Here is a 21,070-nt window from a genome sequence, read left to right on the forward strand (position 1 = left end):
GATTGTCCTTTCAGAAAGGGTGTATTCTTAACAAAAGCCCTGCACACCTTTTGTGGAGTTCCCCGCATGACCGCTCAAACCAAGCTGCGCTACCGGATCGACGCTGGCACCTATGCCGATCAAACCGCGATGCGCGACCAGTTGGTGGCCCAGGCCGCCCTCACCGACGCAGACCGCGAAAAAATCTGTGCCAACGCCGCTGCGCTGGTGCGTGATATCCGCGGCCATTCGGCACCGGGGCTGATGGAAGTGTTCCTGGCCGAATACGGGTTGTCGACCGATGAGGGCGTTGCGCTGATGTGCCTGGCCGAAGCCCTGCTGCGGGTGCCGGATGCGGACACAATCGACGCGCTGATCGAGGACAAGATTGCACCGTCCGACTGGGGCAAGCACCTGGGCAAATCGACCTCCTCGCTGGTTAATGCCTCCACCTGGGCACTGATGCTGACCGGCAAGGTTCTGGACGAGGACCGCAGCCCGATCGGCGCCCTGCGCGGTGCCATCAAGCGCCTGGGCGAGCCGGTGATCCGCACCGCCGTCAGCCGCGCAATGAAGGAAATGGGCCGCCAGTTCGTATTGGGCGAAACCATTGAAAGCGCGATGAACCGCGCCGCGGGGATGGAGGCCAAGGGCTACACCTATTCCTACGACATGCTGGGCGAGGCCGCTCGCACCGAGGCCGACGCGTCGCGCTATCACCTAGCCTATTCCAAGGCGATTTCCGCCATTGCGGCTGCCTGCAACAGCGACGATATCCGCAGGAACCCCGGCATCTCGGTCAAGCTGTCGGCGCTGCACCCGCGCTATGAGCTGGCGCATGAGCACAGCGTGATGGAAGCGCTGGTTCCGCGCCTGAAGGCGCTGGCGTTGCTGGCGAAGGCGGCCAAGATGGGCCTCAACGTCGATGCCGAGGAAGCCGACCGCCTGTCGCTGTCGCTGGAGGTGATCGAGGCCGTGGTCTCGGACCCGGCGCTTGCAGGCTGGGACGGCTTTGGCGTGGTGGTGCAGGCCTATGGCCCGCGCACCGGGCTGGCGATTGATGCGCTGCATGAAATGGCCGAGAAATACGACCGCCGCTTCATGGTGCGGCTGGTCAAGGGCGCCTATTGGGACACCGAGATCAAGCGTGCCCAGGTCGAGGGTGTGGATGGCTTCCCGGTCTTTACCTCCAAGCCGTTGACCGATGTTTCCTACATCTCCAACGCCCGCAAGCTCTTGGGCATGACGGACCGGATCTATCCGCAGTTCGCCACCCACAACGCCCATACCGTCGCTGCCATCCTGCATATGGCCGAAGGGGTCGGCAATGAGCGCTATGAATTCCAGCGCCTTCATGGCATGGGCGAGACGCTGCACCAGATGGTGCTGGAGCAGAACAAGACCAACTGTCGGATCTACGCCCCCGTCGGCGCCCACCGCGACCTCTTGGCCTATCTGGTGCGCCGCCTGCTGGAAAACGGCGCCAACTCCTCCTTCGTGAACCAGATCGTGGACGACAACGTGCCGCCAGAGGTGGTGGCTGCCGATCCGTTTGCGGCCATCGCAGATGTGACCCGCAAGATCCCGACCGGACCGGAGCTGTACGCGCCGGAACGCCCGAACTCCAAAGGGTTCGATCTGGGCCACGCCCCGACGCTGGTAAAGATCGAAGAGGCCCGCGCGCCCTGGCGCAGCCACCAGTGGGAAGCCGCGCCGCTGCTGGCAGGCGATGCCCAGCCGGAGGCCGCCAAGGATGTGACCAGCCCAACCGACCACAGCGTGGTTGGCACCGTCAGCCAGTGCAGCCAGGACGATATCGAACTGGCGCTGGCGCTGGCCGATCCCTGGGACGCCCCAGCTGCGGAGCGTGCCGCGATCCTGAACAAGGCCGCCGACCTTTATGAGGAAAACTTCGGCGAGCTGTTTGCCATCCTCGCCCGCGAGGCCGGCAAGACCATCCCGGATGCGGTTGCCGAACTGCGCGAGGCGGTGGATTTCCTGCGATACTATGCGGCGCGCAATTCCGATGCGCCGCCTGCCGGCATCTTCTCCTGCATCTCGCCGTGGAACTTCCCGCTGGCGATCTTCACCGGCCAGGTCTCAGCCGCATTGGCCGCAGGCAACGCCGTGCTGGCAAAACCCGCCGACCAAACGCCGCTGATTGCCCACCGTGCCGTGCAGCTGATGCATGAGGCAGGTGTGCCACGCAGTGCCCTGCAGCTGGTGCCGGGCCGCGGCAACGTGGTCGGCGCTGCCATCACCTCTGATGCGCGCGTCAATGGCGTTGCCTTCACCGGCTCCACCGCCACCGCCCTGCGCATCCGCAAGGCGATGGCTGACAACCTGCAGCCGGGCGCACCGCTGATTGCGGAAACCGGCGGCCTGAACGCGATGATCGTCGACTCCACCGCACTGCCGGAACAGGCGGTACAGGCGGTGATCGAAAGCGCTTTCCAGTCGGCCGGCCAGCGCTGTTCGGCGCTGCGCTGCCTGTATCTGCAGGACGACATTGCCGACAACGTGTTGAAAATGCTGAAGGGCGCGATGGACTGCCTGCAGCTGGACGATCCCTGGAACCTGTCCACCGACAGCGGCCCGGTGATCGACGAGACCGCCCGCGCAGGCATCCTGGCGCATGTCGGCAAAGCCCGCGCCGAGGGCCGCGTGCTGAAGGAAATGCGCGCGCCGCAGGCCGGCACCTTTGTTGCGCCGACCATGATCGAGGTTTCCGGCATCAGTGATCTGAAGGAAGAGATCTTTGGCCCGGTCCTGCATGTGGCGCGGTTCAAATCGCAGCAGCTGGACCAGGTGATTTCCGACATCAACGCCACCGGCTATGGCCTCACCTTCGGGCTCCACACCCGGATCGACGACCGGGTGCAGCATGTCTGCGACCGGGTGCATGCCGGCAACATCTATGTGAACCGCAACCAGATCGGCGCCATCGTCGGCAGCCAGCCGTTCGGCGGCGAGGGCCTGTCGGGCACCGGCCCCAAGGCAGGCGGCCCGCTCTACCTCAGCCGTTTCTGCGCGCCGGACCGGCAGTCCAGCTCCAGCGGCTGGGAGAGCAGCATCACCGACCTGAAGGCGCCGAGCGGCGTGCCCGGCCAGCCGGTCACCACCTCCCTGCCCGGCCCGACCGGGGAATCGAACCGCCTGACAGTCTCTGCCCGCCCGCCGCTGCTGTGCATGGGTCCGGGCGCCGAGGCCGCTGCTGCGCAGGCCAAGGAGGTGATCAGCCTCGGCGGCACCGCAATTGAGGCGCATGGCCTGCTGGACCTCAGCCAGTTGGAGAGCATCCACGGCATCGCAGGCGTGCTGTGGTGGGGCGACGAGGCGACCGGCCGCGAGATCGAACAGAGCCTAGCCAAGCGCGACGGTGCGATTGTGCCGCTGATCCCGGGCAAGCCGGACCGCGCCCGGGTACTGGCGGAGCGCCATGTCTGCGTCGACACCACCGCCTCCGGCGGCAACGCGCAATTGCTGGGCGGCATGGCCTGAGCTTTCCGCGCTAAGCACTTGACGCTGGGCTATTTCCGGCCCAGCGTTCCCCCATGTTCCCGATCCGCGACCACAACCCGTCCGGCCGCAGGCCCTATGTCGTCTACGCGCTGATTGCCGCAAATATCCTGGCCTATTTCTACTACACCGCCAGCTACGCCTCGCCCCGTGCGCTGGCGTATTTCTATGATGCCTACGCCGTAGTTCCAGCCGAGATCAGTCACGGCTACGGGTATGAAACCCTGTTCACCTCCCTGTTCATCCACGGCGGTCTAATGCATCTAGGCGGCAACATGCTGTTCCTGTGGATCTTCGGCGACAACCTGGAAGAGGAGATGGGCCACCTCCCCTTTCTGCTGTTCTATCTCCTCAGCGGCTTCGGCGCCGGGCTGATCCATGTTCTGTCGGCACCGGGCTCGATGGTGCCCACCGTTGGAGCCTCCGGCGCCATTGCCGGCGTCATGGGCGGCTACCTGCTGATGTATCCCAAGGCGCGCGTCGATATCCTGCTGGTGCTGATCGTGTATTTCCGCATCTTCACCATCCCCGCCTTTGTCATGCTGGGCCTGTGGCTGGCAATGCAGTTTTTCGGAGGCCTCGGCGCCGATCCCGACCAAGGCGGCGTTGCCTATTGGGCCCATGCCGGCGGTTTTGCAGTGGGGCTGGTCCTCTGCCTGCCGTTGTGGCTGCACCGCGGCGGCCGGGCGTTCTGGGACCGGACACATGGGACACCGCCGCATCCGGAGAATGAGTACGAATACTCCGCCAGCCGCATCCCCAAGCTGCCGCGCAAAAAGCGCAATCCGGGGCCTTGGGGGAAGTAAGCAGCGGCCGTATGAACCTCTAAGATTTTGGACTATTTCATTTATAGAAGGATTGGCGCAATGAGCGGTGAAGAGGTTTTGGCACTCAAGGAGACTATCGAAACTCTGAAAGAAGAAGTTGAAACTATTAGAGTGATGGCACTCACCGATCGTCTTGTCTTGCATGCGCTGAGAAACCAGCTTGAACGGCAAGGAGTGATAAGCTGGAAAGACTTTGACCAGCTATTGTTGGGAATGACCAACCAGCTTTCAAGTGACTGGCCCGAAGGCCGGGCGCATGCTGTAAAAGAAGGTTTAAAGCGAAGTTTGCATGGCCCGCTACCCAATGCAGAGGTAGTTTCACTCAAAAACCCACACTCGAAAAGCAACGAGGAATCCGATTAGAAGGCCTCCGATGCCCCACCTGAAAGCCACCTGCCACTGCGGCGCTGTTGAGATCGAGGCGGAGTTCCCCCAAGGTCTCGCGACTGCTGCGCGCTGCGACTGTTCCTTCTGCCGCCGCCGCGGCGCGGCTGCCGTCACCGCCATAGCCGCCAGCCTGAAGGTGCATAAGGGTGCGGAGAACCTCAGCCTCTACACTTGGGGCAGCCACACGGCAAAGCACTACTTCTGCAAGACCTGCGGCATCTACACCCACCATCAGCGCCGCTCCGACCCGAAGGAGTGCGGCGTCAACCTGGGCTGTATCGAGGGCGCCAATCCGCGGACTCATCCGGAGGCCTATGGCGAGATTCCCTGGAACGACGGGGTGAACCATCCATCAGATCAATAACTCTTACGCCTGGCCGGTAGGCCGGGCACTGCCCTCAAAAAATATCTTCTGCAATAAAAAACGCGGCACAGCGGCCGCGTTTCAAAATCTCATTTTCTCAAGCCGGTTCAGCCTCGGATCACCTTAGCGAAGTTCTCGAAGATCGGTTCGTTCGAGCAGACCACTGAGCCGCTGTCGATGATGCCCGCTTCCGGGTCGATGGCTTCGGCCAGGCCGCCGGCCTCTTTCACGATGATGATGCCTGCAGCCAGGTCCCACGGGTTCAGGCGGCGTTCCCAGAAACCTTCGTAGCGGCCTGCAGCCACATAGGCCATGTCCAGCGCGGCGGAGCCCCAGCGGCGCACGCCGGCGCAGGCGGGCATCAGGCGGGCCAGGTCCTGCAGCGTCAGCGGCAGGTCGGCGCGGCCGCCGAACGGCACGCCGGTGGCAAAGATCGATTCAATCATCCGATGACGGCCTGAGACGCGGATACGGGTGTCGTTCATCCAGGCGCCTGCGCCCTTCTCGGCAAAGAACATCTCGTCCTTGGCAGCGTCATAGACCACGCCGGCGACGATCTTGCCCTTGTGCTCCAGCGCGATGGAGATCGCCCAGTGCGGCAGCCCGTGCAGGAAGTTGGTGGTGCCGTCCAGCGGGTCGACGATCCAGCGGCGGGTCGGGTCCTCGCCCTCGATCTCACCGCCCTCTTCCGCGATCCAGCCATAGGTCGGGCGGGCGTTGCGCAGCTCTTCCTTGATGATCTTCTCAGCTGCGATGTCGGCCTTGGAGACAAAGTCGCCCGCACCTTTCATCGAGACCTGCAGGTTTTCCACCTCGCGGAAGTCCTTCACCAGGGAACGGCCTGCCTTGCGGGCGGCCTTGATCATCACATTGAGGTTTGCGCTGCCAATCATGTCTGCAGATTCCTGTCACGTCGGGGAGATGCCGGGTCAATGCGTGCCTATACGCGCCCTGCCCCCGAATGCCAAGGGGTTATGCCGCAAACTGCACATACCGCCTGACGCCGCGGCGCCGCGCGCGCCAGCGGTTGAAATCCGCCGCTGGCGCGCCCAGAGTTTGGGGCAAACAGAACAAGGAGTGCCCCCATGCCCGACCAGATGCAGCGTATCGTGCTGGCCAGCCGCCCCGAAGGCCAGGCCAGCGAGGAAAACTTCCGCCTCGAGACTGCAGACCTTCCCCAGCCCAGCGAAGGAGAAGTGATTGTAAAGGTTCACTATATGTCGCTGGACCCCTACATGCGCGGGCGCATGAATGCCGGCAAATCCTATGCCCCGCCAGTGGAGATCGGGGAGACTATGACCGCAGGCGGCGTCGGGAAAGTGATTGCCTCGGGGCACCCCGATTTCCAGCCCGGCGACTTTGCCTTGGGCATGTTCGGCTGGGCCAGCCACGCCTGCGCCAAGGCCTCCGAATTGCGCAAGCTTGACCCGGATATGGCACCGCTCACCACTGCGCTTGGCGTTCTGGGCATGCCGGGGTTTACCGCATGGCATGGCTTGGACGCCTATGGCCGCCCGCAGGCCGGCGAGACCCTGGTGGTCGCCGCGGCCACCGGCCCGGTCGGGTCCATGGTGGGGCAGCTGGCCAAGCAGAAGGGCCTGCGCGTCGTCGGCATCGCGGGCGGCGCGGACAAGTGCAAGCTGGCGGTGGAGACCTTCGGCTTTGACGCCTGCCTCGACCACCGCGCCTATGACAGTGGCGAAGCGCTGAGTGAGGCGCTGGCCGCGGAATGTCCGAAAGGCATCGACATCTACTACGAAAACGTCGGCGGCAAGGTGCTGGAGGCGGTGCTGCCCCTGATGAACAATTTCGGCCGCATCCCTGTCTGCGGCATGATTGCCTGGTACAACAGCGCCGAAACAGATCTGACGGCCCCGGCCATCTGGCGCGCGGTGCTGACAAAGTTCCTGTCGGTCAACGGCTTCATCATCTTCAACCACTACGACCGCTATAGCGACTTCCTGCAGGAGGTCGCACCCAAGATCGCCAGCGGGGACATGAACTTCCTGGAAGACATCGCCGAGGGGCTTGAAAACGCCCCCAAGACCTTCCTGGCGATGATGCACGGCGGCAATACCGGCAAGCAGATCGTCAAACTGGTCTGAACCAGGCGCCGGCCTATGCCGGTGCACGCACCCCCGCGGAGCGGGAACCGGCGCCGGGACCGCGCAGGCCGCTCCGCACCTCTCCCGGAGCAGGATTTATTGATGCTGCAGCTTGCGCGCCTCGACCTTGGCCAGGCGGATCAATTCCTGCATGAAAGGTTTCTCGCGGTCCTCCGTGCGGATTGCCGCATAGAGGCTGCGGGTGATGCCGGATTTGGTCAGCGGCCGGGTCACATAGTCTGAGGAATATTTTACCTCCCGCACCACCCAGTCCGGCAGTACCGAGACCCCGCGGTTAGAGGCAACCAGAAGAAGGATCACCGCCGTCAGTTCCACCTGCCGGATCGAGGCAGGTTCCACCCCGGCAGGAATCAGCAGCTGGCTGAACACATCCAGCCGGACCTTGTCCACCGGGTAGGTGATCAGGTTCTGGCCGATGAAATCCTCTGCTTCCACATAGGGTTTTTCTGCCAGGGGATGCTGTGCCGAAGCAACGAAGACGGCGTTGTAGTCAAACAGCTCGATGAAATCGACGCCGTTGATGTCTTCCGGATCAGAGGAGACCACCAGATCCACCTCTTCTTTCAGCAGCGCGGGCAGAGCGTCAAAGGCGAGGCCCGGACGGATGTCCACGTCCACATCACCCCAATTTTTGCGGAATCCTTCCAACACAGGGAACAGCCACTCAAAGCAGGCATGGCATTCGATGGCGATATGCATGCGGCCCGTATTACCGTCCCGCAGTGACGAAAATTCTGCTTGTGCCGCCTCGACTTGCGGCAAGACCTGCTCTGCCAGCCGCAAGAGCCGCAAGCCGGCGGGCGACAGCTTCATCGGCTTGGAGCGGCGGATAAACAGCTCAACACCTGCTTGGTCCTCCAGCCCCTTCACCTGATGGCTCAGCGCGCTTTGGGTGATGTTCAGCTGCTCGGCAGCGCGGGCCAGACCGCCGGCCTCATGGATAGCCTTGATGGTGCGGAGGTGGCGGAATTCGATATGCATCCTATCAGATCGCTCATGTTAATCTTGAGTATTATGAAATTGTCTCACATTGCTGCGCGTGCAACAAGAGCTGACATCAACCTAGCGAGAGACCCCGAGCATGACGACGCCCAAGATTTCCTTTGAATTCTTCCCGCCGCAAAACCTCGAAGCCTCCTTCCGGCTTTGGGACACCGTGCAGGTCCTCGCTCCGATGGATCCGCGCTTTGTATCGGTGACCTATGGTGCCGGTGGCACCACCCGCACCCTGACCCGCGACGCGGTGTCGACGCTGCACAAGTCCTCCGGCCTGAACGTGGCCGCGCATTTGACCTGCGTGAACGCCTCCAAAGCAGAAACGCTGGAGATCGCCGACCAGTTTGCCGCAGCAGGAGTAACCGAGATTGTTGCCCTGCGCGGCGACCCGCCCAAGGGCGAAGGCAAGTTCATCCCGCACCCGGACGGGTTTGCGAATTCGGTTGAGCTGATCAAGGGCCTGAAGACACGCGGCAATTTCAACATCAAGGTCGGCGCTTACCCGGACCGCCACCCGGACGCCGCCGATCAAGCAGCGGATGTGGAATGGCTGAAGCGCAAGCTGGATGCCGGTGCGGATGAGGCGCTGACCCAATTCTTCTTCGAGGCCGAGACCTTCTTCCGCTTCCGCGACGCCTGCGAAAAGGCCGGGATCGATGGCAGCAAACTGACGCCGGGCATCCTGCCGATCGAGAATTGGAAGGGCGCGCGCAACTTTGCCAAGCGCTGCGGCACCATCATCCCTGATTGGGTCGAAAATGCCTTTGAAAAAGCCCTGCGCGACGACCGCGAGGAACTGCTGGCCACCGCGCTGTGCACCGAGCTGTGCTCTGACCTGCTGGAGGGCGGCGTCGACAAGCTGCACTTCTACACGCTGAACCGGCCGGAGCTGACCCGCGACGTTTGCTTCGCCCTGGGTGTCACCCCCAAGGTTTCGCTGCAGAACGTGGCGTAAGCGTTGCGCACTATGGCGCGCGGTTTCTAATAGCGGCATCTGCCTGCCAAGGATCCGCGCGCCATGTTTTATGCTAAACAGCCCTCCGATCTGCTGACGATTGAGCAAATCAGCCGGATATCCGGTCTCGACTTCATGCAGGGCATCCTGGACGGCCGCCTGCCCGGCCCGCCGATAGCCGAAACGCTGGGCTATCACCTGCACAGTGTCGAGGACGGTCAGGTGGTGTTCCGCGGCACGCCGGAATTTCACGTCTGCAATCCGATGGGAACCGTGCATGGCGGCTGGTACGGTACGCTTCTGGACAGCGCCATGGCCTGCGCAGTGATGACCAAGGTGCCGCTTGGCGCCGTTTACACAACACTGGAATACAAGATCAACATTCTACGGCCGATCCCGCTTGGCACCACCATCGACTGCACCGGCAGCATCGACCATGTGGGCCGCTCGACCGGTGTGGCCCATGGCGAGATCCGCGGGCTGGCGGACGGCAAGCTCTACGCCACCGGCTCCACCACCTGCATTGTGATGCAAATCGCGCCGCAGTAACCAATGCGGTGCCGTCTGCAGCCTTGCCTGCTGCGGATTCCCACCTAAGTATCTGCAAACAGATTAGAAACCGCAGAAAGGCTGGCCATGCCGCCAAACAGCCTCGCCCGTGCCGCGACCGCCCGCATTCAGGTTCTGGCACCCGCTAAGGAGCTTGATTTCCTCGACACGCAATCGCTGGTTTTGCCGGTTCAAGTCACCCCGCTGGAGGCCTGGAACATCATGCAGGAGCGGCCCCTGCCCGGCATGAAGCTGGCCTTCTGGCTGCGCGACACGATATCCGCGTGCTTTGGCGTCAGACGGACCGGCGGCTTTTCGGGAAGACGGCACACCAATACGGCGGTCGGGGACAAGCTGGACTTTTTTCTGGTCGAAGCGGTGTCAGACCGCATTCTGACCCTCACCGTGCGGGACCGGCATCTGGACGTCATGACCTGCGTTTCCAGCAATAGCGGCGTGCTGAGCATCACCTCATCTGTGAAGACACACAACCTGTTCGGCCGCATTTATATGCTGCCGGTCGGGCCGGCTCACAAGCTAATCGTGAAATCGTCCCTGAAACGCCTGCAAAAAGAGCTGGAGCAGCGCAGGACTGGCGGCAGGTAGCCTGCCGGCTTCAGCGCCGCGGCGCCCGAATTCAGGCATGGCCGGCTGGCCCCCGCGGCTCACGCCTCGGGAATGCCTTTGCGCCGTTTCAGCTTTATGTCTTGGAAAACATCGCCATCCAGCCGCCGGCAGCGGCGTCCTGCCTGCCCGCGTCCACGCTGCTGTGCAATCGTTCGCTGGCATCCAGCCCGACCCGGCGGCGGCTGCGCAAGAGGAAGATCTTGGCCCAGCCCTGCCAGGTGCCAACCGAAGGCGCCTTGGGATCAACCGGAAAGCGCATGCGCCAGTCGCTCGGCAGCGGCAGGCCGCGTTCCTCAGCCTTCTCCAGCATCCAGATCAGCGAGACATTGGCCAGCGGCCGCGCGTCCTCGAACCCGCCAAGCTGGCCGCCCACGTCGCCATGCGCGCCGCGGAACCAGACCTGTTCGACATGGCCGCTCCAGCCCTTGGGGCAGTCCCACAGCACGGGTTTGAAGACATCGCGTGTCTCGTCCAGCGCCAGCGCGTGATAGCCAGTTTTAATATGCGGACCCAGGGTGTGATTGTGGAAGTTATGCTGCCGTTCCGCCCAGCGCCACAGCAACGGCAGGCGCAGGCCCAGCGCCTTGACGGTATCCCAGACGCCGACCATCTCAATCTCGACCTCATCATGGCAATGGGCGGCGGTAAAGGCGGCGCCGGTCTTGGAGCGCCCGTTCAGCCGGTAGTGCCGGTACGCGGTGCGGATATGGCGGACGGTGGCATGTTCGGGCTTCAGCAATCCGATCCGGTCGATCACGCCCGCCAGCGAACGCACCGCATAGGCACCGCGGGAGTAGCCGAACAAGTAGATCTTGTCGCCGGGACGGTAGCGGGAGGCGAGGTAGCCGTAGGCGCGGCGGATCTGCCGATTGATGCCGCGCCCCATCATCACGTCCGGAGCGCTGCCCCAGCCTTTCCACTGCACCCCGGATTCGTAAAAGACCGACACCTGACCGCCCATTTCCCGGCACAGGCGGTAAAGCTGGCCTGGATGGGTTTCATGGCCCCGTTCCAGCGTCGACATGGTGCCGTCGAGAATAATCACATGGGCCTGGGGGCCGCGCAGCTTGGTTTCGCCGGAATGCTCCGAGCGCAGCGGCCGTCCAAGCCACCCTAAAACCCTTCTACTCAGCTGCCTCAGAAACATCTCTAAGCACTTCCCAAATCCTCAGCGGGGTGAACGGCATGTCCACTTGCCGCACGCCGCGGTCCCAGACCGCGTCCTGCACCGCGTTTGCAACCGCTGCCAGCGCACCGACGGTGCCTGCCTCGCCGCAGCCTTTCATCCCCATTGGGTTCTGTGTCGAAGGCACCGGCTCGGAGGTGAATCCAATCATGGGGACGCCGCTGGCCCGCGGCAAGGCATAGTCCATGAACGAAGCCGTGAGCAGCTGCCCGTCCTCATCGTAGACAACCCGCTCCAGCATGGCCTGTCCCAGCCCCTGCGCCACCCCGCCATGCACTTGGCCTTCGGCCAGCATCGGGTTGATCAGATTACCGAAATCGTCAACTACAGTGTAGCGCTCCACGTCGGCTTGCCCAGTCTCCGGATCGATAACAATTTCGGCAATATGTGCGCCGTTCGGAAACGAGCGTCCCGGCAGCCGGGCCCGCGCCGCGTGACGCTGCAGATCGGTGCGGCCTTGCGCGCGGGCCATCTCTGCCGCTTCCAGCATGGTGGGGGTCAAATTGGAGCCGGGCGCCCGGAAGGTATCGCCATCGAACTCCACCACTTCCGCTTCCACGCCCATTTCTTCTGCTAGGAAGGAGATAAAGGCGGCAATCATCGTCTCCACGGCTGCCAGTGTCGCGTTGGCCTGGGTGGTGACGGAACGCGACCCGCCGGTGCCGCCGCCCTGGGCGATGCGGTCACTGTCGCCTTGGACCACATGGATATTTTCCGCAGGTATTCCGCTTTGGTCGGCAAGGAACTGGGCATAAACGGTTTCATGTCCCTGGCCGTTGCTTTGCGTGCCGACATAGATGTTCACCCGGCCATCCTCCAGAAACTCCACTTCCGCGCCTTCTGAAGGATCGCCCAAAATGCTTTCGATATAGTAACAGACCCCGACGCCCCGGTACTTGCCGCGTTTACCATTTTCGGCGCGGCGGGCGGCGAATCCCTTCAGGTCCGCCTCCTTGGCGGCGCGGGTCAGCACTTTGTCGAAATCACCCACGTCATAGGTCTCCCCGGTCACGGTGCCATAAGGAAACGCCGCAGGCTTGATGAAGTTCCGCCGCCTCAGCTCCAGCGGATCAACCCCCAGCTCGCGCGCGGCGCGGTCCATCACCCGTTCCAGCACATAGATCGCCTCAGGCCGCCCGGCGCCGCGGTAGGCGTCCACCTGAGTGGTATTGGTGTAGATCCCCTCCACCTGCAGCCAGGCGGTCTGGATGTCATAAACACCGGCCAGCACCCGGCTGAACAGCTGCGTTTGGATCGGCTGCCCGAAATGGGCGTTGTAAGCGCCTAGATTGCAGCGGGTCGATACCCTGTAGGCGGTGATCTTCAGGTTCTCGTCAAAAGCCAGTTCAGCCAGCGACGTCAGATCCCGTCCGCCATTGTCGCTCAGCATCGCCTCGGACCGGTCTGACATCCAGAACACCGGACGGCTCAGGACCGTGGCGGCATGGGCAACGGCAAAATACTCAGGGTAGGCAAAGGCCTTCATGCCGAAGCCGCCGCCGACATCCGGTGTGGTGACCTTGATGTCGTCTTCATTGAGTCCCAGCTTGGAAGCCAGCTGGGACTTCATGCCCCAAACCCCCTGACCGCCAAAGGTGAAATGCAGCCGCCCCTGCTGCCATTCGGCGAAGCAGCCGCGCGGCTCCATGGTGCTGACCATGATCCGGTTGTCCTCGACCTGCAGCGCGACGGTATGGGCGGCAGTGCGGAAGGCCTCTGCCGTGGCCGCCTCATCCCCCATGCCCCAGTCAAAGGCCTTGTTGTCCGGCACGCTGCCGTGCAGGGCCTCGCCGCCTGGGTGAAGGTCCAGCTTGACCGGCAGGTCGTCGATCTCCAGTTCGATCAGTTCACCCGCATCACGGGCTTGGTCCAGCGTTTCAGCCACGACAACGGCCACCGGCTCCCCGACATAGCGGACCTTGTTGCGGGCCAGCATCGGGCGTTCCGGCGAGGCGCCGTCCGTGCCATCCCGGTTTTTCACCGTGGTGCCATCCATTGAGACGTTGATGCCAGCAGCCTCAAGGTCCGCCAGGGTGATCACCGCATGGACGCCTTCGGCCTCCAGCGCATCTTCCGTGTGCAGCGCCGTGATCACCCCATGCGCCACCGGGCTGCGCAGCACCCAGGCGCGCAAGGCATCTGCCGGGGCGGCATCTTCGACGTAGTTGCCCTGCCCGGTCAGGAACCTTACATCCTCGACCCGTTTTACCGGCTGGCTTTTCCCGAATTTGTCCATGCTCGCCCCCTGTCCGCGCTGACTGGCTGTCCGGGGGCGAGAGTACCCTTAGCTGGCCGGTTGTCCAGCCAGCTCAATCACCGTCGCCACGTCACTGAGGCCATAGCCGTTGAACTGCGTGCTCATGGCAGAGGAATAGGCGCCTAGCCCCGGAAACAGGACATAGTCGCCGGTGGCGGCATCACAGGGCAGCGGCAGCCCGTCCGGCAGCCTGTCCAGACTATCGCAGGTGGGGCCGAACACCACCCGCGGCTTGCGCTCGCCCCCGCGATGCTTACCGTCAATACCGACGACCTCTACCCGGCCCGGCAGACCCATGTCGCGGATATCAACCAGCCCGCCGTAGATGCCATCGTTGAGAAAGACCACCTCGCCTGCCTTGCGCATCCCCTTGATGCGGGCGGCCAGGGTGAAACTTTCGGAGACCATGGCGCGCCCGGGCTCACAGATCAGCTTCGGCTTGCCTGCGCCAAAAGCCTGATCTGCCGCATTGCCGATGGCGGCAAAGACCTTCTCCAGATCCGGTGCCACGCCGTCGCGGTTGGCGGCAAAGCCGCCGCCAACGTTCAGGCGGGTGATGTGCACGCCTGCTTCGTCAATGATCCGCTTGGCGGCATGGACATATTCGACCCAGGCGCTTTCATCCTCGCATTGGGTGCCGGGGTGGAAACACAGCGCAGGAGTCCAGCCGCGGGCGGCCACCTGCTTCAGCAGTTCGACGGCCTCCTCGGGGGCAGCACCGAACTTGCTGCCAAAATCATAGGCCGCGCCTGCAACCGGCAGCGCGAAACGCACAGCGATTTCGCAGGAGCGCGGCACCGCGTCCAGCTTCTCAAGCTCGCTCAGCTCATCCACCGACCAGCTCGCGACGCCGTGCTCGATGCCTGCTGCAACCTCCGCCTCAGAACGCATCGGGTTGTTGTAATGCATGACTGCGTCGGGGCTGGCGGCGCGCACCGCCTCCATTTCCGCGGGCGAGGCCACGTCAAACGCCGTGATCCCAGCAGCCACCAGATTGGACAGAACCGCCGGGTGCGGGTTTGCCTTGACCGCATAAGTCACCAGGCCCGGAAACCCCTCCCGGAACCGCCGCGCCACCTCATGCAGGACCCGCGGCGAGAAATACAGGATCGGGTGATCCGGCGTGCTGCGGGCCAGGTGGGACTCAGGCGAAAGCCATAGCGGGGGAATCTGCTGCATCGGGTAATCCTCATTCGTTTTGCATATTTTGCGTGAATTGATCGTCGATTCCGGTTGGCACTTTGCCTATAGTGACGAAAACATCCGTCATATCGCAGGCAATCCATGCAAACCGACGACACCGATCAGCGCCTTGTCACCCTATTGCGGGAGAACGCCCGCCGCCCGGTGGCTGAGCTTGCCCGCCATCTGGGTCTCGCCCGCACCACGGTGCAGGCCCGGATCGAGCGGCTGGAAAGCACCGGCGTTATATCCGGATACACGCTGAAAACTTCTGCTGCCGCCCGCCCGCCACTGCAGGCCACGGTGCTGATGTCGATTGAACCGCGGTCAGGGCCAGAGGTGCTGGCCCGCCTGCGCAGCCTGCCGGGGGTGGAGGTGGTGCACACGACCTCAGGCCGGTTCGACTTGCTGGCGCAGGTGGTGGCGCAAAGCACGGCTGAGCTGGACGAAACCATAGACCACATCGCAGAGGCGCGGGGCGTGCGGTCCTCCGAAAGCCTGATCCACCTGGCCACCAAACTGGACCGGAAAGGGCAATAGAGGTCAGGCGCTCCTCACGTAATCCAGAAGCCAGTCGCGGAACAGTTTTGCCGCGGGACGCATGGCGCCGCGGTCGGGATAGATCAAGTGGTAGGCCTCCTGCCCCGGCACGTCGACGTCCGGAAGGCAACGCACCAGTCCGCTGGCCCTGACCACCGCATCCGACGCAGGTGCCCGAGCCAATGCAATCCCCATGCCCTGCGCCGACAGTTCCGCCGCCATCAGCGAGTTGTCGGCAAAGAAATAGCGCGCTTGCCCATGGGACAGGCGCAGGTTCTCAAACAGCTGCACCCAGCTGGCCCGGTGGGTCGAGACTTCGATCAGGGGAAAGCGGAAGAGGTCCTGCGGAGACTGGATTTGCGCGGCGATCTCTGGCCGGGCCACCGGATAGAGCACCTCCCGCAACAACTCATCCCCTTCGGTGCCGAACAGCGACGGGTTGCCAAAGACGATCTGCAAATCTGTAAACTGGTTGGCGAAGTCCGCCGCCATATTGCCGGTGCTGAGCGCCAGGCTGACCTGCGGATGCGCGGCTTGGAACTGCGGCAGCCCGCGCGCCAGCACCCCATGGGCAAACAGCAGCACAGATTGCACAAACAGCCGCTGCTCGCGGCTTTCGCCGAACAGGCCGGTGGTTGCGGTTTCCAGCATCAGAAGCGATTGCTGAACCGAAGGCAGATAGGCCCGCCCCGCCTCTGTCAGCGTCACCGCGTGGGCATGGCGGTGAAACAGCGGCGTGCCCAGCTGCGTTTCCAGTGCCTTCACTTGCTGGCTGACGGCAGCGGCCGACATGTTCAACTGCCCGGCCGCGCGGGCAAAGCTTTCGGTGCGCGCCGCGGCTTCAAACACGCGCAGCCAGTTCAGGGAGGGGATCCGGGTCGCCATGGCGCAGGCTAAGCAGAACTTAACCTGACCGGCAAGACATACCGTGCTGGGATTACCCGCTCCTCCCCTAGGGTTCTAGGCAGCGAACGCCCCGCTGCAATAGCGGCAAACCCACCTGCCAGTTGAGAGACGAGACATGACAAGTCCCGCTAACGCACCGCGCCCCAAGCGCAAGATTTGGAACTTCACCCCCCAGTTGCCGATCCAGACCTCCCCCTATTGGAACTGGCCGATGAAGCCACTGGCCTCGATCAAATACCTGCTGCAAAGCTGGAACCCTTTGACGCTTCGGGCGCTGCTGCTGGGTTTTGCCATTATCACCTGGACCTTCTTCACTCCCTCCCTGGACCGCGTCGCCACATTCAGCTGGGACTGGGTGTTCGAGATCTGGTTCCGCAACTTCTGCATCCTGATGGTGGTGGCCGGCGGGTTGCATCTGGCGCTGTGGAAGTTCCGCACGCAAGCGGACGAATACCGCTATGACATGCGCCCGATGATGAAGGGCGCCAAGGTCTTCACCTTCAAGAACCAGGTCTGGGACAACATGTTCTGGACTCTTGGTCCGGCGCTCACCTTCTGGACCTTCTGGGAAAGCCTCATCCTTTACGCCTATGCCAACGGCTGGGTGACAATGATCACGCTGGACGGCAATCCGGTCACATTCCTCCTGATGACCATCTTCATCCCCATATGGGCGGGCTTCCACTTCTACTGGCTGCACCGGCTGCTGCATGTTGGCGTGCTTTATACCAAGGTGCACGCCTGGCATCACCGCAACATCAACACCGGTCCCTGGTCCGGCCTGGCGATGCATCCGGTCGAGAGCTTCTTCCTGATGTTCGACACCATGATTTTCTTCCTGCTGCCCTCGCACCCGGTCCTGGCCCTGTTCCTGCTGTTCCACCACGGCATCGGCGCCCCGACCTCGCACGCAGGGTTCGAGAACATCAAGTTCGGCAACAAGGCCAAGTTCCTGGTCGGCGACTTCTTCCACCAGCTGCACCACAGGTTCTTCGACTGCAACTACGGCACCTGGGAGACGCCCTGGGACGAATGGTTCAACACCTTCCATGACGGCACCGACGAGGGCAACGAAATGGTCAAGGAACGCCGCCGCAAGATCTGGAACACGGGCTGATCCCCGCAGCGCCATGCCTGCCACAAGCTCGATGCATCGGGTATTTTCAACCAGAAAGAAGCCGCAAGGTTTTGTTAACCAGAATCGCTTCACTCTCCTTGTGCGGTACAGGCTGGGGAGCCGATGACCGCGCCAGGAAGAAGCTGCCCCTGTTCCTGGCATTGCGTATTCCCTGGCGAAAGGACGGCCGGATTCAGGGGGCGCCTCGGACCTGCTTCTTTCTGGTCTGAAATACCCACAGCGCTGCCGCCGGCGCCGCGCGGCCCGCCTGAGGTAAAGATTTCCCCATATCCGCCTTCCCCTTCCTGCCGCCATTGGGTAATTGATCGCCCAACTGCATGAGGGATCAAGACGCATGGCGATGGAAAAGACGTTCAACGCGGCCGAAGCCGAGAGCCGCCTTTACAAGGCCTGGGAAGAGGCCGGCTGTTTCAAGGCAGGCGCAAACGCCAAGCCGGAGGCCTCCACCTACTGCATCATGATCCCGCCGCCCAACGTCACCGGCGTGCTGCATATGGGCCATGCCTTCAACAACACATTGCAGGACATCCTGATCCGCTGGAAGCGGATGCAGGGCTTTGACACCCTGTGGCAACCCGGCACCGACCATGCAGGGATCGCTACTCAGATGGTGGTGGAGCGCGAGCTGGCCAACACCCAGCAGCCATCCCGCCGCGAGCTGGGCCGTGAGAAATTCCTGGAGAAGGTCTGGGAGTGGAAAGAGAAATCCGGCGGCACCATTGTTGAGCAGTTGAAACGCCTCGGCGCCTCCTGCGATTTCTCCCGCACCGCCTTCACCATGGCAGGCGCGCAGGGCGACACCCGCACCGGTCACGAGAACTCCCCCAACTTCCACGACGCCGTGATCAAGGTGTTTGTGGAGATGTACAACAAGGGGCTGATCTACCGCGGCAAGCGGCTGGTCAACTGGGACCCGCATTTCGAGACCGCGATTTCCGACCTTGAGGTCGAGAACATCGAGGTCGCAGGCCACATGTGGCACTTCAAATACCCGCTGGCGGGCGGCGCCACCTACACTTACGTGGAGAAGGACGAGGACGGCAACGTCATCCTCGAGGAGGAGCGCGACTATATCTCCATCGCCACCACCCGCCCCGAGACCATGCTGGGCGACGGCGCTGTGGCCGTGCATCCCTCTGACGAACGCTACGCCCCGATTGTCGGCAAGCTGTGTGAAATCCCGGTTGGCCCCAAGGAGCACCGCCGCCTGATCCCGATCATCACCGATGAGTACCCGGACAAGGACTTCGGCTCCGGCGCGGTGAAAATCACCGGTGCCCACGACTTCAACGACTATCAGGTCGCCAAGCGCGGCGGCATTCCGATGTACCGCCTGATGGACATGCGCGGCCAGATGCGCGCGGACGGCGCGCCTTATGACGAGGCCGCGGGCATTGCCATGGCGGTGGCCAAGGGCGAGCAGACCCTGTCTGAGAACGAGGCCGACGCCATTAATCTGGTGCCGGAGGACCTGCGCGGGCTCGACCGGTTCGAAGCGCGCAAACTGGTGGTCGAGCAGATCACCAGCGAAGGCCTGGCGGTGATGCACACCGTCACCAAAACCGACCCGGAGACCGGCGAAGACGTTGAGGTGCTGGAACCCTACGTCGAGAACAAGCCGATCATGCAGCCCTTTGGCGACCGCTCCAAAGTGGTGATCGAGCCGATGCTGACCGACCAGTGGTTTGTGGACGCGGAAAAGGTTGTCGGCCCGGCGCTGGATGCTGTCCGCAACGGCGATGTGAAGATTCTGCCGGAAAGCGGCGAGAAGACCTATTACCACTGGCTGGAAAACATCGAGCCCTGGTGCATTTCGCGCCAGTTGTGGTGGGGCCATCAGATCCCGGTTTGGTACGGGCCTGGAAACATAAACAAAAATGACGACGGCACGCTCATGCTGTCGTATCAACCAGATGATCTGGTCATCTTTTGCGCATCGTCTTCTGAAGAAGCCATCGCAAAGGCATCCGAATATTACGGTTTCCCAGTTACCGAGGTCGCAGATTGGAAGGAGGCTGATGGTCTCCTGGGTGGTGACTTCACAACAGGTATCTGGCGCGACCCCGACGTCCTCGACACCTGGTTCTCCTCCGGTCTCTGGCCGATCGGCACGCTGGGCTGGCCGGAAGACACCGCCGAGATGCAGAAATACTTCCCGACCTCGACCCTGGTCACCGGCCAGGACATCCTGTTCTTCTGGGTGGCTCGGATGATGATGATGCAGCTGGCGGTCGTCGATCAGATCCCCTTTGACACCGTCTACCTGCATGGCCTGGTGCGCGACGCCAAGGGCAAGAAGATGTCGAAATCCACCGGCAACGTCGTCGACCCGCTGGAGATCATCGAGGAATTCGGCGCCGACGCGCTGCGCTTCTCCTCCGCCGCGATGGCCGCGCTTGGCGGCGTGCTGAAGCTGGATATGGAGCGCCTCAAGGGCTACCGGAACTTTGGCACCAAGCTGTGGAATGCGGTGAACTTTGCCCATTTCAACAACGTCTATGACGAAACCGTCCCGGCCTTTGCCTGCCCGGATGCCAAGGCTGCCGTGAACCAGTGGATCATCGGTGAAACCGCAAAGGTGCGGGTGGAAGTGGACGCGGCACTGGAAGCCTACCGGTTCAACGACGCGGCCAATGCGCTTTACGCCTTTGTCTGGGGCAAGGTCTGCGACTGGTACATCGAGCTGTCGAAACCGCTGTTCGGCTCCGAGGATGAGGCGGTGATCGCCGAGACCCGCCAGACGCTGGGCTGGGTGCTGGATCAGTGCATGATCCTGCTGCACCCGATCATGCCCTTCATCACCGAGGAACTTTGGGGCAATACAGCTAAGCGTGAGAAGATGCTGGTGCATGCCGAGTGGCCCACTTACGGCACCGAGCTGGTCAACGCCGAGGCCGACGCCGAGATGAACTGGGTGATCACCGCCATCGAAAATATCCGCTCAACCCGCGCGCAGATGCATGTGCCTGCGGGAGCCAAAATCCCGATGGTCGTCACCGAGTTCTCCGATCAGGCCCGCACGGCCTGGGAAAAGAACGAGGCGATGATCCAGAAGCTGGCCCGCATCACCTCGCTGGAGCAGGTGGAGAGCTTCCCCAAAGGCTGCGCCAGCGTGGCGGCGCCCGGCGCGTCCTTCGGTCTGCCACTGGCGGACGTGATCGACGTGGATGCGGAAAAGGCGCGTCTGGAGAAGACACTGGGCAAGCTGGCCAAGGAACTGGGCGGCCTGCGCGGGCGGCTGAACAACCCGAAATTCGCGGCCTCCGCGCCGGAAGAGGTTGTGGCGGAAGCCCGCGAGAACCTGGCGGCACGCGAGGAAGAGGAAGCCAAGGTCAAGGAAGCGCTGGCACGTCTTGCCGAGATCGGCTGATCCCGCTGAAAAACACCTTCGAAACGCCCGCCCCTTCGGCGGGCGTTTTGCTGTTCGCTGCAGCGTGTTGAAACCATTCTGATTTTCATCAGTACGGGGAAATTCCTGGTAACCGCCCCATTGTCTTTGCGGCGGTTTTGTATCAGCCTGCCGTCAACCATA

Annotated in this window: 17 protein-coding genes; 11 read left to right on the plus strand and 6 right to left on the minus strand. The window is 62.8% G+C overall.

The genetic code is table 11. The features are described 5' to 3' along the window. The first annotated feature begins 66 nt into the window (after positions 1-66). Genes putA through RA21_RS10855 form a run of 4 tightly spaced genes read left to right on the plus strand, consistent with a single transcriptional unit; the run spans position 67 to position 5,076 of the window. Entirely contained in the window at positions 67-3,480 is a 3,414-nt protein-coding gene (putA, locus tag RA21_RS10840) for a bifunctional proline dehydrogenase/L-glutamate gamma-semialdehyde dehydrogenase PutA (protein WP_039148732.1), read from the plus strand. Positions 3,481-3,533: 53 nt separating this feature from the next. Continuing rightward, a complete protein-coding gene (locus tag RA21_RS10845; protein WP_039148735.1) occupies positions 3,534-4,304 on the plus strand; it encodes a rhomboid family intramembrane serine protease in 771 nt (256 codons plus the stop codon). Positions 4,305-4,364: 60 nt separating this feature from the next. Continuing rightward, the gene (locus RA21_RS10850; protein ID WP_039148738.1) at positions 4,365-4,688 is read left to right on the plus strand and encodes a hypothetical protein; all 324 of its coding nucleotides are present in this window, start codon (positions 4,365-4,367) and stop codon (positions 4,686-4,688) included. A gap of 10 nt (positions 4,689-4,698) precedes the next feature. Continuing rightward, positions 4,699-5,076: a GFA family protein gene (locus RA21_RS10855; protein ID WP_039148741.1), complete on the plus strand. Its 378-nt coding sequence runs from the start codon at positions 4,699-4,701 to the stop codon at positions 5,074-5,076. A 107-nt stretch (positions 5,077-5,183) separates the two neighbouring features. Here RA21_RS10855 and RA21_RS10860 read toward each other — a convergent pair whose 3' ends face one another. Next, positions 5,184-5,969 (minus strand): inositol monophosphatase family protein, encoded by a 786-nt coding sequence (locus RA21_RS10860; RefSeq protein WP_019295568.1) that lies wholly within the window; start codon positions 5,967-5,969, stop codon positions 5,184-5,186. A 192-nt stretch (positions 5,970-6,161) separates the two neighbouring features. Between RA21_RS10860 and RA21_RS10865 the strand changes: the two genes are divergently transcribed. Further along, entirely contained in the window at positions 6,162-7,181 is a 1,020-nt protein-coding gene (locus tag RA21_RS10865) for an NADP-dependent oxidoreductase (protein ID WP_039148744.1), read from the plus strand. Positions 7,182-7,277: 96 nt separating this feature from the next. Here the strand turns inward: RA21_RS10865 and RA21_RS10870 are convergent, their stop codons facing one another. Next, positions 7,278-8,183 (minus strand): LysR family transcriptional regulator, encoded by a 906-nt coding sequence (locus RA21_RS10870; protein WP_019295570.1) that lies wholly within the window; start codon positions 8,181-8,183, stop codon positions 7,278-7,280. 100 nt (positions 8,184-8,283) lie between these two features. Between RA21_RS10870 and metF the strand changes: the two genes are divergently transcribed. From metF to RA21_RS10885, 3 genes are all read left to right on the plus strand, one after another. Then, positions 8,284-9,153: a methylenetetrahydrofolate reductase [NAD(P)H] gene (gene metF / locus RA21_RS10875; protein WP_039148748.1), complete on the plus strand. Its 870-nt coding sequence runs from the start codon at positions 8,284-8,286 to the stop codon at positions 9,151-9,153. A 63-nt stretch (positions 9,154-9,216) separates the two neighbouring features. After that, positions 9,217-9,702, plus strand: a complete 486-nt coding sequence (locus RA21_RS10880) for a PaaI family thioesterase (protein WP_039148751.1) — start codon at positions 9,217-9,219, stop codon at positions 9,700-9,702. Positions 9,703-9,789: 87 nt separating this feature from the next. Beyond that, complete coding sequence (locus RA21_RS10885) at positions 9,790-10,308, plus strand: DUF2867 domain-containing protein (protein WP_052254137.1); 519 nt, start codon at positions 9,790-9,792, stop codon at positions 10,306-10,308. A gap of 94 nt (positions 10,309-10,402) precedes the next feature. Here RA21_RS10885 and RA21_RS10890 read toward each other — a convergent pair whose 3' ends face one another. From RA21_RS10890 to RA21_RS10900, 3 genes are read right to left on the minus strand one after another with little or no spacing between them, the layout of a single operon-like run. Continuing rightward, positions 10,403-11,476 (minus strand): DUF2235 domain-containing protein, encoded by a 1,074-nt coding sequence (locus tag RA21_RS10890; RefSeq protein ID WP_019295574.1) that lies wholly within the window; start codon positions 11,474-11,476, stop codon positions 10,403-10,405. After that, on the minus strand, positions 11,454-13,751 hold the full coding sequence (locus tag RA21_RS10895) for a xanthine dehydrogenase family protein molybdopterin-binding subunit (RefSeq protein WP_039148754.1): 2,298 nt from the start codon (positions 13,749-13,751) through the stop codon (positions 11,454-11,456). Before RA21_RS10895 ends, RA21_RS10890 begins: the two co-directional genes overlap by 23 nt. Before the next feature lie 48 nt (positions 13,752-13,799). Beyond that, a complete protein-coding gene (locus RA21_RS10900; RefSeq protein WP_039148756.1) occupies positions 13,800-14,951 on the minus strand; it encodes a type III PLP-dependent enzyme in 1,152 nt (383 codons plus the stop codon). A 105-nt stretch (positions 14,952-15,056) separates the two neighbouring features. Here RA21_RS10900 and RA21_RS10905 point away from each other — a divergent pair, with 105 nt between their 5' ends. Continuing rightward, on the plus strand, positions 15,057-15,494 hold the full coding sequence (locus RA21_RS10905; RefSeq protein WP_019295577.1) for an Lrp/AsnC family transcriptional regulator: 438 nt from the start codon (positions 15,057-15,059) through the stop codon (positions 15,492-15,494). 3 nt (positions 15,495-15,497) lie between these two features. Here RA21_RS10905 and RA21_RS10910 read toward each other — a convergent pair whose 3' ends face one another. After that, entirely contained in the window at positions 15,498-16,379 is an 882-nt protein-coding gene (locus RA21_RS10910; protein WP_019295578.1) for a LysR substrate-binding domain-containing protein, read from the minus strand. Between the two features lie 136 nt (positions 16,380-16,515). Here RA21_RS10910 and RA21_RS10915 point away from each other — a divergent pair, with 136 nt between their 5' ends. Together RA21_RS10915 and RA21_RS10920 are read left to right on the plus strand one after the other, a co-directional pair. Beyond that, positions 16,516-17,517, plus strand: coding sequence for a sterol desaturase family protein (locus RA21_RS10915; protein ID WP_039148758.1), 1,002 nt, complete (start codon positions 16,516-16,518; stop codon positions 17,515-17,517). Positions 17,518-17,872: 355 nt separating this feature from the next. Continuing rightward, positions 17,873-20,908: a valine--tRNA ligase gene (locus tag RA21_RS10920; protein WP_039148761.1), complete on the plus strand. Its 3,036-nt coding sequence runs from the start codon at positions 17,873-17,875 to the stop codon at positions 20,906-20,908. Positions 20,909-21,070 lie beyond the last annotated feature (162 nt).

Source organism: Leisingera sp. ANG-DT, assembly GCF_000813785.1.
Classification (GTDB): domain Bacteria; phylum Pseudomonadota; class Alphaproteobacteria; order Rhodobacterales; family Rhodobacteraceae; genus Leisingera.

Excerpts from the sequence above, each read along its gene's own strand:
- putA (WP_039148732.1), top strand. The coding sequence starts at position 67 with ATGACCGCTCAAACCAAGCTGCGCTACCGGATCGACGCTGGCACCTAT.
- RA21_RS10845 (WP_039148735.1), top strand. The coding sequence starts at position 3,534 with ATGTTCCCGATCCGCGACCACAACCCGTCCGGCCGCAGGCCCTATGTC.
- RA21_RS10850 (WP_039148738.1), top strand. The coding sequence starts at position 4,365 with ATGAGCGGTGAAGAGGTTTTGGCACTCAAGGAGACTATCGAAACTCTG.
- RA21_RS10855 (WP_039148741.1), top strand. The coding sequence starts at position 4,699 with ATGCCCCACCTGAAAGCCACCTGCCACTGCGGCGCTGTTGAGATCGAG.
- RA21_RS10860 (WP_019295568.1), bottom strand. The coding sequence starts at position 5,969 with ATGATTGGCAGCGCAAACCTCAATGTGATGATCAAGGCCGCCCGCAAG.
- RA21_RS10865 (WP_039148744.1), top strand. The coding sequence starts at position 6,162 with ATGCCCGACCAGATGCAGCGTATCGTGCTGGCCAGCCGCCCCGAAGGC.
- RA21_RS10870 (WP_019295570.1), bottom strand. The coding sequence starts at position 8,183 with ATGCATATCGAATTCCGCCACCTCCGCACCATCAAGGCTATCCATGAG.
- metF (WP_039148748.1), top strand. The coding sequence starts at position 8,284 with ATGACGACGCCCAAGATTTCCTTTGAATTCTTCCCGCCGCAAAACCTC.
- RA21_RS10880 (WP_039148751.1), top strand. The coding sequence starts at position 9,217 with ATGTTTTATGCTAAACAGCCCTCCGATCTGCTGACGATTGAGCAAATC.
- RA21_RS10885 (WP_052254137.1), top strand. The coding sequence starts at position 9,790 with ATGCCGCCAAACAGCCTCGCCCGTGCCGCGACCGCCCGCATTCAGGTT.
- RA21_RS10890 (WP_019295574.1), bottom strand. The coding sequence starts at position 11,476 with ATGTTTCTGAGGCAGCTGAGTAGAAGGGTTTTAGGGTGGCTTGGACGG.
- RA21_RS10895 (WP_039148754.1), bottom strand. The coding sequence starts at position 13,751 with ATGGACAAATTCGGGAAAAGCCAGCCGGTAAAACGGGTCGAGGATGTA.
- RA21_RS10900 (WP_039148756.1), bottom strand. The coding sequence starts at position 14,951 with ATGCAGCAGATTCCCCCGCTATGGCTTTCGCCTGAGTCCCACCTGGCC.
- RA21_RS10905 (WP_019295577.1), top strand. The coding sequence starts at position 15,057 with ATGCAAACCGACGACACCGATCAGCGCCTTGTCACCCTATTGCGGGAG.
- RA21_RS10910 (WP_019295578.1), bottom strand. The coding sequence starts at position 16,379 with ATGGCGACCCGGATCCCCTCCCTGAACTGGCTGCGCGTGTTTGAAGCC.
- RA21_RS10915 (WP_039148758.1), top strand. The coding sequence starts at position 16,516 with ATGACAAGTCCCGCTAACGCACCGCGCCCCAAGCGCAAGATTTGGAAC.
- RA21_RS10920 (WP_039148761.1), top strand. The coding sequence starts at position 17,873 with ATGGCGATGGAAAAGACGTTCAACGCGGCCGAAGCCGAGAGCCGCCTT.